The sequence below is a fragment of the Roseovarius nanhaiticus genome, assembly GCF_900156535.1.
Taxonomy (GTDB): domain Bacteria; phylum Pseudomonadota; class Alphaproteobacteria; order Rhodobacterales; family Rhodobacteraceae; genus Roseovarius; species Roseovarius nanhaiticus.
In genome coordinates, this window is record NZ_FTNV01000001.1 from 626,514 (window position 1) to 641,426 (window position 14,913).

Sequence of the window (14,913 nt, forward strand, 5' to 3'; positions counted from 1 at the left end):
CTGTACCTTGCATGCGGGCCGCGATCAGAATCCGGCGCCGCCAAATCCTCGCGGTGCGGGGTCGAGAATGACGACCTTGCTGTCCCGGATGGTTGCAACTGCGAGGCCGCGCTGGTTGGTGCCGTCGCTGCGCAGGCGGAACACGCCGTCGACCCCTTGGAAGCCCGCGGATTGCGTCAGACCTGAACGCGACAGCGCATCGCGCTTACCGGCTTTGATCAGCGCGCCGATGGCCGCAATGCCGTCATAGGCCAGCCCTGCGATGGGGTGCGGTTGATTGCCCGTGGTTTGTGCAAAGCGCGATTGGAACGCACGCGCCTTGGCCTGGTCCGGCAGCGCGAACCAGCCGCCTTGGAGGCCGGGCAGCTCCAGTGTTTGCGCGGGCGTATCCCACCGTGCAAGGCCGATATACTGCGTCGCCGCCGGGCTCAGGCCGTTTTCGGGCAGCATCTGTGCCAGAAGGGGCAGCGCGCCGGCCGAATTGGACGTCAGGAATACCGCCTGCGCCGAGGTGCTGTTGACCGTCTGGGTGATTTGCGGCACCGCAGACACGACGCCGTCCTGCGAGAAATCATACCCGACATTGCCGACGATCTGCGCGCCTGCATTCGCCGCCGCCTTGGCGATGGCCTGCTGGCCCAGTTGGCCCGCCAGATTGTTGGACGACACGGTCACGATGCGGGTCTTGCCCTGCCGCACGGCAAAGCGTGTCAGCCGGTCAGCGGTGTTGTCAAAGGTCTGGCCCAGCACAAAGAGGTTGCCACCCGCGATTGTGGCATTGTTGGAAAAGGCCAACACATTGACGTTCTTGGGCGCCACGGCGAGGGCGACGGCATTGGCAGATTCCGCGTGCAATGGCCCGATGATGATCTTGGCACCGTCGGCGACCGCGTTGAGTGCTGCCTGCTGTGCCTGAGCGGCCCGGCCCGCCGTGCCGTAGACGCGCAAGTCGATCCGCACGCCTGCCAGATCCGCAACCGCCAGCCGTGCAGCCGCCTCCAGATCACGGGCCAGGGCGGCCTCGCCAGGGGCGGTGGAGCCATGCGGCACCAGAAGCGCAACGGCGACCGGCGCGTTCGGGTCGATGCTCTGACCGCCGCCGCCGCCGACACCGGCCAGACCGACCGGCTCGCAGGCTGCGACCCAAAGAAGCGATACAAGCGCGATAAGGCGGGTCAGCACCTTGCGGGCGAAGGGCAAAACAGCAAACATGGGGGATACCTCGTTTCGGACGTTTTTATGTGGATGGCGCGATGCGGGCGATAATAGACGTCATGTGAGGCGGGTCCAGCGATGAATCATGTCAGGCAAACTCTCGCCCCGGGGCTCTACCTGGTGGCGACCCCACTGGGCGCGGCACGCGACATTACACTGCGCACGCTCGATATCCTCGCCTCGGCAGATGTGATCGCAGCCGAGGACACGCGCAGCTTGCGCAAATTGATGGATATTCACGGCATCGCGCTGGAGGGGCGGCCCCTTCTGGCCTATCACGACCACAATGGCGGACGTGTGCGGCCCCGGCTGATGGAGGCGTTGGAGGCCGGGAAATCAGTGGTTTACGCCTCCGAAGCCGGCACGCCGATGGTGGCCGATCCCGGCTTTGATCTGGCCCGCGCGGTGATCGCGGAGGGGCATGACCTGATTTCGGCGCCGGGCCCGTCGGCAGTGGTTGCAGCGCTCACCCTGTCGGGCCTGCCGACCGACCGTTTCCTCTTTGCCGGATTCCTGCCGAACACCGCGACTGCGCGCAAAACCGCCCTCCGCAGCCTCGGATCCGTGCCCGCGACATTGGCCTTCTACGAATCGCCCAAGCGCGTGGCCGCCATGCTGCGCGATGCGGCCAGCGTTCTGGGCGGCGAGAGGCAAGCCGCGCTGTGCCGCGAACTGACCAAAAAATTTGAGGAGACGCTGCGCGGCACATTGGACGAATTGGCCGAGGAGCTGGCCGCATCGCCGCGCAAGGGCGAGATGGTGGTGCTGATCGATCGTGCGGGGGAACGGAGTGTTAACCTTTCTGACATAGAACAGGCCCTGACGGCGGTGATGAGTGATATGTCCGTAAGGGATGCGGCGGATGCCGTGTCGCATGACTTGGGCCTCAAGCGCCGCGAGGTCTATCAGATTGCGCTTCGGATGGGCGCAGAAGGTCAGGAGGGTTCGGAATGACGCAGATGCTCGATTTTCGGAATGTGCCGCACGCATCTGCCGCCACGCCGGCGCCCGCGCGGCGTGACCGTGGCAAGCGAGCCTATAATTCCGGACTTGCCGCCGAAGAGCGCGCCGTCGCGCTTTATACCGCTGCCGGCCTGCGCCTTCTCGAGACGCGTTGGCGCGGCAAAAGCGGTGAGATCGACCTGATCCTCGCCGATGGCGAGGAGGTCGTCTTTGCCGAGGTCAAGCAGGCCCGCGATCATGATGCCGCGATCGCCAGTCTGCGCCCGGCGCAGATGCGCCGGATCCATGTGGCGGGCGCGGAATACTTGGCCCATTGTCCGAAAGGCCAGCTCACCGACGTCCGGTTCGATCTGGCCGTGGTCGATGGGGCAGGGCGATGCGATATCCTCGAAGGCTTCTTCTCGCATTTCTGAATTGCACCCTTTTGGTCCTTGCCGCATGAAGGCGGGGTAGCCAGACAGGGGGAGCACCCATGAAGATCGCGTTTCAGATGGATCCGATCGGCCCGATCAATATCGACGCCGACAGCACATTTCGCCTTGCCGAAGAGGCGCAGGCGCGCGGTCATGAACTATTCTATTATACGCCGGAGAACCTCGCCTACGATGAGGGGCGCGTGACGGCGCGCGGGCAATCCCTGAAAGTACAGCGCGTGAAGGGCGATCACGCCACCTTGGGCGAAATGGAGATGGTCGATCTGGCCGATTTCGACGTGGTGTGGCTGCGCCAAGATCCGCCTTTCGACATGTTTTACATCACGACAACCCATCTGCTGGACCGACTCGCGCCCGGCACGCTGGTGGTTAACGATCCGTTTTGGGTCCGCAATTTCCCCGAGAAGCTGTTGATCCTCGATTTCCCGGATCTCATGCCCCCCACCGCCATCGCGCGTGATCTGGACACGATTCGCGCGTTCCGCGACCGTCATGGCGACATCATCCTCAAGCCGCTTTATGGCAACGGGGGCGCCGGTGTTTTCCTGTTGAAGGGTGGCGACAGCAACCTCAGCTCGCTGCACGAAATGTTCACCGGCTTCAGTCGCGAGCCCCTGATCGTGCAAAAGTTCCTGCCTGACGTATCCAAGGGCGACAAGCGCGTCATTCTGGTTGATGGCGAACCGGTGGGTGCGATCAACCGGGTTCCGGCGAAGGGCGAGACGCGCTCGAACATGCATGTGGGCGGACGCCCCGAGAAGGTCGAGCTGACCGACCGCGACCGCGAGATTTGTGCCGCCATCGGACCGCGCCTGCGTGAAAAGGGTCAAGTTTTCGTCGGAATCGACGTAATTGGGCGCTACCTGACCGAGATCAACGTGACCTCGCCCACAGGCATTCAAGAACTCGAACGCTTCGACCAGGTCAATATCGCCGGCAAGATCTGGGATGCAATCGAGGCGAAGCGGTCGGCGCCGCGCGGGTGACGCGCCGCGCCAGACTTTTGAATTTGTGGCTGCGCTACACTGCCAAGCCGATATTTGCGCGCCTTCAAGATCCGGAGCGTGCGCGCCGCCTCATCGAACGCTGCGCGAGGCTGGCATCCCGCCCGCCCGCGGGCTTACAGTTCGACACGATAGGTCTGGAGCGTCCTGGCGCCGATGCACTTGAAGCTCTTCAAATCACACCAGAGGCGGCCCAAGGCGCGGGGCCGATCCTGCTTTATTTGCACGGCGGCGGCTATGTCTTTGGATCGCCCCGTTCGTACAAAGGGCTTGTCGGTCATATCGCGCGCCGCACTGGACTGACCGCGATCCTACCGCGCTATCGCCTGGCGCCCGAGCACCCTTTTCCCGCCGCGCCGGACGATGCGCTGACGGCTTACCGCGCCATCATGGATCATCCCGGCGGCATCATTCTGGGCGGCGATAGCGCGGGGGGCGGCCTGGCGCTGGGTCTCCTTGGTCAGATCTGCGCGCTGGGCCTGCGCCAGCCGGTTGGGACATTCTGTTTCTCGCCTTTTACCGACATGACGTTTTCGGGCGAGAGTTTCGCGGCGAACAATAGGGCAGACCCGATCCTGCCCGCCCGTCGCGCGCCCGACATTGCGCAGATGTACATGCAGGGAGCCAATCCCGAAGATCCTCGTGCGTCGCCGCTTTTTGCCTCATTTTTTGGTGCCGGACCGGTCTGGATCACAGTGGGCAGTACGGAGATCCTTCTCGATGACGCGCGCCGGATGTCCGAGCACCTGATGCAGCAGGGGGTCGATGTAACCTGCGTGATCGCGCCGGATCTGCCGCATGTCTGGCCGCTTTTTCATGGCTTGATTCCAGAGGCCGAGCAAAGCCTGGCAGAGCTGAGCGGCTGGATCACGTCTCTTTCGCGTTTGTGATGCGGTAGCTGGCGGCCTCGGCCACATGGGGGCGGCGGACTTCGTCTGATCCATCCAGATCGGCTATGGTGCGCGCCACGCGCAAGACCCGGTGATAGCCCCGCGCCGAGAGGCCAAAGCGCTCGGACATGCGGGTCAGCAGCGCCCGCCCCTCGGCATCCGGCGTCGCAACCTGGGCCAGAACCGCGCCCTCGGCATCGGAATTCAGGTGTGTTCCGGGCGCCTCCGCATAGCGCGCGGCCTGCACCGCCTGCGCCTCCGCGACGCGCCCGGCGACCTCGGCAGAGCTGTCTCCGGAAGAGGGCAGGTCGAGATCCGAGAAGGCGACCGGCGGCACCTCGATCCGCAGATCGAACCGGTCCATGAGCGGGCCGCTTATGCGCCCCAGATAGTCGTCACCGCAGGCGGGCGCACGGGCGCAGGCTCGGGCCGGGTCGCTGAGATAGCCGCATTTGCAGGGGTTCGCGGCAGCGATCAGCATGAAGCGGCAGGGATAGGTCACATGCGCATTGGCGCGCGCGATCATCACCTCGCCCGTCTCGATGGGCTGGCGCAGTGTCTCTAGCACGGTGCGCGAGAATTCGGGAAATTCGTCCATGAAGAGCACGCCATTGTGCGCCAGACTGATCTCGCCCGGAGAGGCGCGGCGCCCGCCACCGACGATGGCGGCCATCGACGCGGTGTGATGCGGCTCGCGAAAGGGGCGGGTGCGGCTGATCCCGCCCTCATCCAGAAGGCCCGCGAGCGAGTGGATCATCGACGTCTCAAGCGCCTCGCGCGCGCTGAGCTGTGGCAGGATGCCCGGCAGGCGGGCGGCCAGCATCGATTTTCCCGAACCGGGTGTGCCCAGCATCATCAGATGGTGCCGCCCGGCGGCCGCGATTTCCAGCGCGCGCTTGGCCCGTTCCTGACCTTTGACGTCGCGCAGATCGCGGCCCAGTGGGGGCGTCGTCACCTCGCCCGGCTCGGCCGGGGCCAGGGGGGATTGGCCGGTATAGTGGCGCACCACGTCGGCCAGAGTCGCCGCGCCGATTACATGCGCCGCGCCCACCCAGGCGGCCTCGGCGCCCGAAGCCTTCGGGCACAGCAGCGTGCGGTCCTCTTCGGCGGCGGCCATGGCAGCGGGCAGCGCGCCGATGACGGGCATCAGCGTGCCGTCGAGGGAAAGCTCGCCCAGCGATGTCGTGCCCTCAATGGCGTCCTTGGGGATGATATCCAGCGCGGCCAGAAGCGCCAGCGCGATGGGCAGGTCGAAATGGCTGCCTTCCTTGGGCAGGTCGGCCGGGCTGAGATTGACGGTGATGCGCTTGCTGGGCAGCGCGATGGCCATCGAGGTCAGCGCTGTGCGCACCCGGTCGCGCGCCTCGCTGACGGCCTTGTCCGGCAAGCCGACCAAGCTGAACGCAGGCACGCCGGGCGTGACCGCACATTGCACCTCGACATGGCGGGCCTCGACCCCTTCGAAAGCGACCGTATAGGCGCGCGCGATCATTCTCTGCCCCTTCGGCGGTAACTTTGGTTAACGCTAGCGTCGCAGAGATTTAGGAATGGTTAACGCAGCAGGGAAAAGTCAGACCAGCGCCATGAATTGCGGCCATGCCTCGGGGTCGGCCACCGTCTTGTCGCGGCAGCGGGCGTTGCACATGCCAAAAATACGCCCGTCCATTTCCATCAGATGCGTCACCGCGTTTCCGGAGTAGGGGCAGGCGTCATTCTCGGGCGTGCCTTGCGCGACGGCCCGCGCCGCGCGCGGCTTGGGTCCGGGCCACGCGCCCTCAGCGTGATCGCGCCGGTAGCGGGCCAGATCGGGGCCATGCACCAGCCCCAAGGCGCGCCAGCGCCGAAACGCGGGATCCGCCAAATGGGCGTCCACATAGGCCCGCGCGAGGGGCGACACCTTCAGCCCATAGCCTGCGATGCGCGCGGCGACGGGCGCGTAGAACGCATCGACAATGCCGTAATCGCCGCAGAGCCATGGGCCCTCGGGCGCGCAGGTCTGGCGCGCGTGATCCCAGACGGTCTCAAGCCGCCGCAGATCCCGCTCGACCGCCTCCGAAGGCGCGAAATCCGTATAGGCTTTGCGCATGTTCATCGGGCAATCGCCGCGCAGGGCGGTAAAGCCGGAATGCATCTCGGCGGCGGCCCAGCGGGCCGTGGCGCGCGCAAGAGGCGCCTCGGGCCAGAGGCCCATATCCGGGTGACGGCTGGCCAGTTCTTCGGCAATGGCAAGCGAGTCGCCGACCAGGGCGCCCTCGGGGGTGCGTATGGTGGGCACGGTCTTGGCCGGCGCCCAATCCGGCATCTGATCAGGCACGTCGCCATCATCGAAACAAATCTCGGTCTGCCGCCGTGCGATGCCGAAACGGTCGAAGAGGAGCCATGCACGCATGGACCAGCTTGAATAGGCGTAGTCGCCGATGATGAGGTCATATGTCATGGCACGAGGATACGCGCGGCCCTGGCCTGCGCAAAGTCAGCAAATGTGCGGACCCCCATCAGGGCAGGTGATTGATCGTCTCCGCGCGCCATCGCGCGCCGTCGTGTTGCAGTGACGTCACCGAGAGGTTGTCGATGCGGTGCCCGAACGCCTCGTAACCGGTAATGTCGAGGGCCGCCTGCACTTGGGTCAGGATGGCGCCCATATGCGCGACGACGATGATATCGCGGCCCGGATGGGCGCGCATCAGGGCAGCAGCCGCCGCGCTGACGCGCGTAGAGATCATATTCCACGACTCGCCTTCGGGCGCGGTCAGATCGCCGGGGGTTTCCCAAAAGGCGCGCAAGCGCTCTGCTTGGGGCGCGGTGTCGAAATTGGCCATTTCCCAAGCGCCAAAATTGATCTCGCGCAGCTGTGGATTGTCCGGCAGGCGGGTGCGCCCGGCGGCGATGGCGTTTGCCGTCCCGTGCGCGCGGGTGAGGTCCGACGACACGATCAGCGCGTCCTGCGGCAGATAATCCGACAGGCGCGCCAGTTGTGCGGTATCGCTCAGATCGGCGGGCAGGTCCGTCCAGCCTACCATTGCCTTGGCGTGGGTCGGGCCGTGGCGGACCCAATGAAAGCGGCTCATGGGAGCGCGCCCTTCAGCACCAATGGCAGCCCCGCGATCATCTGTACCACCAGCCCGGCCTCTGCGGCGAGGCGCTTGTTCAGATCGCCCTGCGCGCGCTGAAACCGGCGGGCCAGCGCGTTGTCCGGCACGACCGACAGCCCCACCTCGTTGCTGACGACGACAACCGGGGCAGCGCAGCCGCTTAGCGCGGAAATCAGCCCCTCTTCCTCGGCAGCAAGGTCATGATCAGCCAGCATATGATTGCTCAGCCACAGTGTTGCACAATCCAGCAGAACGATCTGATCTGGCGCCGCATCCGCTAGGGCCGGTGTCACATTCAAAGGCGCCTCGACGGTGGTCCAGCCATCGGCGCCGCGCGCCTTTTGGTGGGATGCGATCTTGGCGCGCATCTCGTCGTCATAGGCTTCGGCGGTGGCGATATAGAGGCGGCGTGCGTCCGTTTTGCGGATCTGCGCCTCGGCCCAGCGGGACTTGCCCGAGGCGGCGCCGCCTAGCACCAGTGAGAGCGGTGGCAACATAAAATGTGAACTCTTTTGTGATCCGAAGCGTTACCCCACCCGTAGCACTTGGCGAATAAGTGAGAAAGAGCGTTGCCTAAAACGCTCGTTAGCCATCCGGGGGAAGTCTCATGGTAATTGACGTTCAACAAAACAACTCACTGTCGCGCAAGGCTATGAAAGCCGAGTTGCTCGATGCGGAAACCGAATTGCAATTGGCCTACGCCTGGCGCGATCATCGCGACGAGGAGGCGCTGCACCGCCTGATCACCGCGTATATGCGCCTTGCGATTTCGATGGCGTCCAAATTCCGCCGCTACGGCGCCCCCATGAATGACCTGATCCAGGAGGCCGGCCTTGGCCTGATGAAGGCAGCCGAGAAGTTCGACCCCGATCGCGGTGTCCGGTTCTCGACCTACGCGGTCTGGTGGATCAAGGCGAGCGTGCAGGATTATGTGATGCGCAACTGGTCGATGGTGCGCACCGGGTCCACGTCCTCGCAAAAGTCCCTTTTCTTCAACATGCGCCGCGTTCAGGCCCGGCTTGAGCGTGAGGCAATGGCTCAGGGACACGAGCTTGACGGATATCAGCTGCGCGAGATGATCGCGCAGGAGGTGGGTGTGCCTCTCCGCGATGTCGAAATGATGCAGGGCCGTCTTTCGGGCTCCGATTTCTCGCTTAATGCCACGCAAAGCTCCGAAGACGAGGGTCGCGAGTGGATTGATGCACTTGAGGATGACGCGCCGCGCGGCGATGAATTGGTCGAGGTGGATCATGACTTGGGCGCGCTGCGTGTTTGGCTGACCGATGCGATGGGCAAGCTGAACGAGCGCGAGCGGTTTATCGTCAGGGAGCGCAAGTTGCGCGACGAGCCACGCACACTTGAGAGTTTGGGCGAAGAACTGAGCCTCAGCAAAGAGCGTGTTCGCCAGTTGGAAGCGGCCGCATTCCAGAAGATGCGCAAGTCTCTTGAGGCAAACGGCACCGAGGTGCAGAGCCTGTTGGCGTGATGCGCTTGGCGGCGGTGCTGTTATTTGCTGCCGCGCCGGCATTCGGACAGGATATTTTTGTGATGGGCGAGGTGCATGACAACCCCGCCCATCATTCCGTTCAAGCCAAGCGCGTCGCCGATCTTCGGCCTGCCGCGCTCGTGTTTGAAATGCTGACACCCGAGCAGGCGAAGCGCATATCTCCGGGGCAGCTTGAGGATCGCGATGCTTTGGCAAATCTGCTGGAGTGGGACGAGTCAGGTTGGCCAGATTTTGGGTTTTACCATTCTATAATGACTGCAGCACCCCAGGCGCGCATCTACGGCGCTGGCGTCCCGCGCGAGGCGGCCCGCTCTGTTGGGGACAACGGGCTAGCGGCCGTGTTCGGCGCGGGCGCCGAGGATTATGGCCTGACGCAACCCTTGGACGAGGCCGAGCAGGCCGCCCGTGAAGCATTGCAGGCGAAGGCGCATTGCGATGCGCTTCCGGCTGCGATTTTGCCAATGATGGTCGACGTGCAGCGTTTGCGCGATGCCGCATTGGCGCGAAAGGCTCGGACCGCGATGATAGAAACCGGCGGACCGGTCGCCGTGATCACAGGCAACGGCCATGCGCGTAGAGATTGGGGCATGCCCGCCCTTTTGGCGATGGCCGCGCCCGATCTCGATATCCATGTGCTGGGGCAGGGCGAAGATGACAGGCCGCCCGAAGGCAGCTTTGACGAGATCGTCTATAGCCCCGCGCCGGTCCGCCCCGATCCGTGCGACGCGTTCCGCTAGGGGCGCTGTGCCGGGCGCACCCTTGTCTTGGCACCGTGCCGGTCCTAGTGTCGCGGTGCTTGGGGGTGGCTTATGACGCTGGCTGGTAAACGAATTCTGCTCATCATCGGCGGCGGTATCGCGGCCTTCAAGACGTTGGACCTCATCCGGCGCCTGCGCGAGCGCGGGGCGAGCGTTACGCCCGTGTTGACACAGGCGGGCGCGGAATTCGTGACGCCCCTGTCGGTCTCGGCGCTGGCGGGGCAAAAGGTTTACACCGATCTTTTCGACCTGACCGACGAGGCCGAGATGGGTCATATCCAGCTGAGCCGGGTTGCCGATCTGGTCGTCGTTGCGCCCGCTACGGCGGATCTGATGGCCAAGATGGCGCAAGGCCATGCCAATGACCTGGCGACAACGCTGCTTTTGGCTACCGATACGCCCGTGATGATCGCGCCCGCGATGAATGTGCGCATGTGGGATCATCCCGCAACCCAGCGCAACCTCTCAACCCTGCGCGCCGATGGCATCACCGTGGTCGGCCCGAATGATGGCGACATGGCGTGCGGCGAGCGTGGTCCGGGCCGCATGTCCGAACCTATGGAGATCGTGCAGGCCATCGCGGCGACCTTGCGTGACGGCCCGTTGAAAGGGCGCCGCATCCTCATCACTTCCGGTCCAACGCACGAGCCGATCGACCCGGTGCGCTATATTGCGAACCGCTCGTCCGGTGCGCAGGGTACGGCCATTGCCCGCGCTCTGATTGCCCTTGGGGCTGAAGTTATCTTCGTCACCGGCCCGGCCGATGCGCCGCCGCCAGACGGCGCCGAGTTGCACCGCGTCGAGACGGCGCATCAAATGCTGGACGCTTGTCACAAGGTGCTGCCGGTCGATGCCGCGATTTGCGCAGCCGCCGTTGCGGATTGGAGGGTGGCTAGCGCCAGCAGTTCCAAGATGAAAAAGGACAAGGGCGGTTTGCCGAAACTGGAACTGGCCGAGAACCCCGATATCCTTGCCACGCTTTCACAGCTTGCGGATCAGCGCCCCGCACTCGTTGTCGGCTTTGCCGCCGAAACGGATGACGTAGCGCAAAACGCCACGGCCAAGCGTCTGCGCAAGGGATGCGACTGGATCGTCGCCAACGATGTCAGCCCACATACCGGTATCATGGGCGGCACCGAGAACGAGGTGACGTTGATCACCGCCGCAGGCGCGGAGCCGTGGCCGCGCATGTCGAAAGGGCAGGTCGCCGCCCGTCTTGCCACCAGAATCGCCGAGGCGCTGGTGCCGGATGCCGCACCGCAATAAATCTTGCGCGTCACGCGGCGTTGCGCCAAGAAAGGGAACCCGGCTCTAAAAACGGCGCAAATAATGCAGCATTCCAGCGAAACCTCCCCAAAATCCTACGGCGTGGCCATCATGCTGTGCGGTATTTTCGGGGTTATGGGCATCCATCACTTCTACCTTGAGGACTGGCTGCATGGTCTCGCCGATGTCGGCCTTTTGATCCTTGCCATCGGCTTTGCCGCGCAGGGAATGGTGGGGCTTGCCCTTCTGGTGATCGTGCTGGACGGGCTGCATACCCTGATCATCTTTTACTATCTCATCATCGAAAAATGGCGCGACGGAAAAGGTCGCCCCATCCTGATGCAGAGCAATCCATAAGGCGCAAAGCGCCATCATTCACGAGGGATACTTCCAATGAGCGACACCACAACCGGCCCTGTCAGCGACAAGAAATTCGTGCCAGCCGTCCTGCTATGCTTCTTCTTGGGCAGCTTGGGCATTCACCGTTTTTACCTGGGCAAGGTCGGCACTGGCATCTTGATGCTGATCACGCTGGGCGGCCTTGGTATCTGGACGATCATTGACTTCGTGCGCCTGATCATCGGGTCCATGAAGGACAAGAACGGCCTACCGCTGCGCCATTGATGCGTGGTGCGCCGCGGGTTTGATTCCCACGGACAAGAGTATGATCGGCGGCGCACTGCGCCGCTGTTATCATTTGTGATCACGTGGTATTGGGCTGTGATCACAAAGCCCTGCCTCACATGGGCAGATGCGTGTTTTAGTGGAATTTTGCTGGGCAAGCGCGCCAAGACCGCTAAAACAAGCTGCAAGTCATCGCGCTGGGCCGTGAGTCCAGAGCGACAGCCAAATAAAGGATTATAGGATATGGCCGACGTGAACCGGGGCGACCGCCCGCTTTCACCGCATATTTCAATCTACCGCCCGCAATTGACCTCGATGACGTCCATCCTGACGCGCATCACCGGTAATGCGCTGCTGATCACGACATTGCTGATCGTCTGGTGGTTTCTCGCTGCCGCATCTTCGCCCGAAGCATTCGAGACCGCGAACGGGGTGCTGACCAGCTGGTTCGGTGATCTGGTCATGGTGCTGTCGCTGCTGGGGATCTGGTATCACACGCTGGCAGGCGTGCGGCACCTGATCTGGGACACCGGCTCGATGCTGGAAATCGGCCGCGCCGAGATGCTGGGCTGGATTTGCCTTGGCGGGTCGGTGGTGTTGACCGTCCTTACAATTCTGATCGTCTGAGGGGCCATAAAATGCGTTTTCTGACTGACCGCAAGCGGGCCGAGGGCCTTGGATCGGCAAACTCGGGCGTCGAACATCATTGGTCGATGATCCTCAGCTCGGTCGCGCTGCTGATCCTGATCCCGCTTTTCATCTTTACCTTCGGCCCCGTTCTGGGTGGCACCTATGAGGAGGTCGTGGCCTATTACGGTCGTCCCTTTCCCGCCATCGTGGCCGCGCTGACGCTGATCGTCGGCCTGCGGCACTTTGCCGGGGGCTGCCAGGTGATGATCGAAGACTATGTTCACGGATTGGCACGGAAGGTGTCGATCCTTCTGATGTATTGCCTTTCCTACGCGGCGATGGCTGTGGGCGTTTTCGCCATTGCCCGTCTCGCGCTGTAATAAGACCGGAGTAGAACCGAATGGCCGAATACGAATACGAGACGCATGATTATGACGTCGTGGTCGTCGGGGCAGGCGGCGCGGGCCTGCGCGCAACCCTCGGCATGGCCGAGCAGGGCCTGCGCACCGCATGCGTGACCAAGGTGTTCCCGACCCGCTCGCACACCGTCGCCGCACAGGGCGGCATCGCCGCCTCGCTCAGCAACATGGGGCCGGATCACTGGCAGTGGCATATGTATGACACGGTCAAGGGTTCGGACTGGCTGGGCGATACGGATGCGATGGAATACCTCGCACGTGAGGCGCCCAAGGCGGTCTACGAGCTCGAGCATTACGGCGTGCCGTTCAGCCGTACCGAAGAGGGCAAGATCTATCAGCGGCCCTTTGGCGGGCACACCACCGAATTCGGCGAAGGCCCCGCCGTGCAGCGCACCTGCGCCGCCGCCGACCGGACCGGCCACGCAATCCTGCACACTCTTTACGGCCAGAGCCTCAAGCAGAAGGCCGAGTTCTATATCGAATATTTCGCCATCGATCTGCTGATGAGCGATGATGGCGCTTGCACCGGCGTCGTCTGCTGGAAGCTGGACGACGGCACGATGCATGTCTTCAACGCCAAGACGGTCGTTCTGGCGACGGGCGGTTATGGCCGCGCCTATTTCAGCGCCACCTCGGCGCATACTTGCACCGGCGATGGCGGCGGCATGGTGGCGCGGGCTGGCCTGCCCCTGCAGGACATGGAATTCGTGCAATTCCACCCCACCGGCATTTACGGCGCGGGCTGCCTTATCACAGAAGGTGCGCGCGGCGAGGGCGGGTATCTGACCAACTCCGAAGGCGAGCGGTTCATGGAGCGCTATGCGCCGCAGTACAAGGATCTGGCCCCGCGCGACTATGTCAGCCGCTCGATGACGATGGAGATCCGCGAGGGACGCGGCGTCGGCAAGGATGGCGACCACATCCACCTGAACCTGTCGCACCTGCCGCCCGAGGCGCTGAACCTGCGTCTGCCGGGTATTTCCGAGTCGGCCAAGATCTTCGCGGGTGTCGATGTCACCAAGGAGCCGATCCCGGTACTGCCGACCGTGCACTACAACATGGGCGGCATCCCCACCAACTACTGGGGCGAAGTGCTGAACCCGACCGAGGACGAACCGAACCGCGTTGTTCCCGGCCTGATGGCCGTGGGCGAGGCGGGCTGCGCGTCGGTTCACGGGGCGAACCGCCTCGGCTCGAACAGCCTCATCGACCTCGTTGTCTTTGGCCGCGCCGCCGCGATCCGCGCCGGCAAGGTCGTGGACAAGGATGGCGCTGTGCCCGCCACGAACAAGGCCGGCGTGGAAAAGGCGTTTGACCGTTTCGACAGCATCCGCAATGCCAAAGGCGGCACGCCCACGGCCGAGCTGCGCAACGATATGCAGAAAACCATGCAGGCCGATGCCGCTGTCTTCCGTACATCGAAAACCATGGCCGAGGGTCTGGAAAAGATGAAGGCGATCGCGGCCAAGCTGGACGATCTGCACGTCACGGATCGCAGCCTTGTCTGGAACACCGATCTCATGGAGACGCTTGAGCTGACGAACCTCATGCCCAATGCGATGGCCACCATCGCGGGCGCCGAGGCCCGCCACGAAAGCCGTGGCGCCCACGCGCACGAGGATTACGACAAACGTGACGACGAGAAGTGGCGCGTCCACACCATCACCCGCGTCGACGGGCCCAAGGTGGACATCACTTATCGCCCGATCGTCGAGGCGCCCCTGACCAACGAGGATGAGGGCGGCATCAGTCTGAAGAAGATCGCGCCCAAGGAACGCACATTCTGATGAGGGCGCTCGCCATCCTGGCTCTTGCCGCGTTGACGGCCTGCACGGCGGCGAATGACGCCGCCGATGCGGTCGCGCGCAGTCAGGCCAAAAACGTGGTGAACACCTATGTCGCGGATCGCTATCCCGGCCTGAACGCGGCGCCGATCACGGATTGCATCATCGACGCGGCGGATGCGCGCGAGATTCTGCAGATTTCCAGTGCTGCGATCACCGGCCTCGATGCCGGCACCGCCGAGCAAATTGGACAGATCGCCCGCCGCCCCGAGGCCCTGCAATGCATTGCCCAGAACAGCCTGACTTTGATCGGCTGAAAGGAGTACG

At 63.8% G+C, this 14,913-nt stretch carries 18 protein-coding genes; 13 read left to right on the plus strand and 5 right to left on the minus strand.

Annotated elements, in window-relative coordinates:
- Nucleotides 1-24: 24 nt before the first annotated feature.
- Nucleotides 25-1,212: a penicillin-binding protein activator gene (locus tag BW975_RS02970; RefSeq protein WP_076530842.1), complete on the minus strand. Its 1,188-nt coding sequence runs from the start codon at nt 1,210-1,212 to the stop codon at nt 25-27.
- An 81-nt stretch (nt 1,213-1,293) separates the two neighbouring features.
- Between BW975_RS02970 and rsmI the strand changes: the two genes are divergently transcribed.
- Genes rsmI through BW975_RS02990 form a run of 4 tightly spaced genes read left to right on the plus strand, consistent with a single transcriptional unit; the run spans nt 1,294 to nt 4,506 of the window.
- Nucleotides 1,294-2,169, plus strand: coding sequence for a 16S rRNA (cytidine(1402)-2'-O)-methyltransferase (gene rsmI / locus BW975_RS02975; protein WP_076530843.1), 876 nt, complete (start codon nt 1,294-1,296; stop codon nt 2,167-2,169).
- Nucleotides 2,166-2,591, plus strand: a complete 426-nt coding sequence (locus BW975_RS02980; protein WP_076530845.1) for a YraN family protein — start codon at nt 2,166-2,168, stop codon at nt 2,589-2,591. The genes rsmI and BW975_RS02980 overlap by 4 nt, the downstream gene beginning before the upstream one ends.
- 59 nt (nt 2,592-2,650) lie before the next feature.
- Nucleotides 2,651-3,598 (plus strand): glutathione synthase, encoded by a 948-nt coding sequence (gshB, locus tag BW975_RS02985; protein WP_076530846.1) that lies wholly within the window; start codon nt 2,651-2,653, stop codon nt 3,596-3,598.
- Nucleotides 3,595-4,506 (plus strand): alpha/beta hydrolase, encoded by a 912-nt coding sequence (locus BW975_RS02990; RefSeq protein WP_076530848.1) that lies wholly within the window; start codon nt 3,595-3,597, stop codon nt 4,504-4,506. Before gshB ends, BW975_RS02990 begins: the two co-directional genes overlap by 4 nt.
- On the opposite strand, the gene BW975_RS02995 is transcribed toward BW975_RS02990, so the two are convergent.
- The 4 genes from BW975_RS02995 to cobU form a co-directional block, all read right to left on the minus strand.
- Nucleotides 4,484-5,998, minus strand: a complete 1,515-nt coding sequence (locus BW975_RS02995) for a YifB family Mg chelatase-like AAA ATPase (RefSeq protein ID WP_076530850.1) — start codon at nt 5,996-5,998, stop codon at nt 4,484-4,486. The genes BW975_RS02990 and BW975_RS02995 overlap by 23 nt on opposite strands.
- Nucleotides 5,999-6,076: 78 nt before the next feature.
- Nucleotides 6,077-6,943, minus strand: coding sequence for a glutathione S-transferase (locus tag BW975_RS03000; protein ID WP_076530851.1), 867 nt, complete (start codon nt 6,941-6,943; stop codon nt 6,077-6,079).
- A 58-nt stretch (nt 6,944-7,001) separates the two neighbouring features.
- The gene (locus BW975_RS03005; RefSeq protein ID WP_076530853.1) at nt 7,002-7,574 is read right to left on the minus strand and encodes a histidine phosphatase family protein; all 573 of its coding nucleotides are present in this window, start codon (nt 7,572-7,574) and stop codon (nt 7,002-7,004) included.
- Nucleotides 7,571-8,095: a bifunctional adenosylcobinamide kinase/adenosylcobinamide-phosphate guanylyltransferase gene (gene cobU / locus BW975_RS03010; RefSeq protein WP_076530854.1), complete on the minus strand. Its 525-nt coding sequence runs from the start codon at nt 8,093-8,095 to the stop codon at nt 7,571-7,573. The genes BW975_RS03005 and cobU overlap by 4 nt, the downstream gene beginning before the upstream one ends.
- 155 nt (nt 8,096-8,250) lie before the next feature.
- Here cobU and BW975_RS03015 point away from each other — a divergent pair, with 155 nt between their 5' ends.
- From BW975_RS03015 to BW975_RS03055, 9 genes are all read left to right on the plus strand, one after another.
- A complete protein-coding gene (locus tag BW975_RS03015) occupies nt 8,251-9,084 on the plus strand; it encodes an RNA polymerase factor sigma-32 (RefSeq protein ID WP_418314324.1) in 834 nt (277 codons plus the stop codon).
- Nucleotides 9,084-9,842, plus strand: a complete 759-nt coding sequence (locus BW975_RS03020; RefSeq protein ID WP_076530857.1) for a ChaN family lipoprotein — start codon at nt 9,084-9,086, stop codon at nt 9,840-9,842. Before BW975_RS03015 ends, BW975_RS03020 begins: the two co-directional genes overlap by 1 nt.
- Nucleotides 9,843-9,914: 72 nt before the next feature.
- Complete coding sequence (gene coaBC, locus BW975_RS03025) at nt 9,915-11,129, plus strand: bifunctional phosphopantothenoylcysteine decarboxylase/phosphopantothenate--cysteine ligase CoaBC (RefSeq protein WP_076530859.1); 1,215 nt, start codon at nt 9,915-9,917, stop codon at nt 11,127-11,129.
- A gap of 63 nt (nt 11,130-11,192) precedes the next feature.
- Nucleotides 11,193-11,486 (plus strand): hypothetical protein, encoded by a 294-nt coding sequence (locus BW975_RS03030; RefSeq protein WP_076530860.1) that lies wholly within the window; start codon nt 11,193-11,195, stop codon nt 11,484-11,486.
- Between the two features lie 36 nt (nt 11,487-11,522).
- Nucleotides 11,523-11,753, plus strand: a complete 231-nt coding sequence (locus tag BW975_RS03035) for a TM2 domain-containing protein (protein ID WP_076530862.1) — start codon at nt 11,523-11,525, stop codon at nt 11,751-11,753.
- Nucleotides 11,754-11,996: 243 nt separating this feature from the next.
- Complete coding sequence (gene sdhC / locus BW975_RS03040) at nt 11,997-12,380, plus strand: succinate dehydrogenase, cytochrome b556 subunit (RefSeq protein ID WP_076530863.1); 384 nt, start codon at nt 11,997-11,999, stop codon at nt 12,378-12,380.
- A gap of 11 nt (nt 12,381-12,391) precedes the next feature.
- Nucleotides 12,392-12,763 carry a succinate dehydrogenase, hydrophobic membrane anchor protein gene (gene sdhD / locus BW975_RS03045; protein ID WP_076530865.1) on the plus strand — a complete coding sequence of 124 codons (372 nt, stop codon included), beginning with the start codon at nt 12,392-12,394 and terminating at the stop codon, nt 12,761-12,763.
- A gap of 20 nt (nt 12,764-12,783) precedes the next feature.
- The gene (gene sdhA / locus BW975_RS03050) at nt 12,784-14,589 is read left to right on the plus strand and encodes a succinate dehydrogenase flavoprotein subunit (protein ID WP_076530866.1); all 1,806 of its coding nucleotides are present in this window, start codon (nt 12,784-12,786) and stop codon (nt 14,587-14,589) included.
- Nucleotides 14,589-14,903 carry a succinate dehydrogenase gene (locus BW975_RS03055; RefSeq protein WP_076530868.1) on the plus strand — a complete coding sequence of 105 codons (315 nt, stop codon included), beginning with the start codon at nt 14,589-14,591 and terminating at the stop codon, nt 14,901-14,903. The genes sdhA and BW975_RS03055 overlap by 1 nt, the downstream gene beginning before the upstream one ends.
- Nucleotides 14,904-14,913 lie beyond the last annotated feature (10 nt).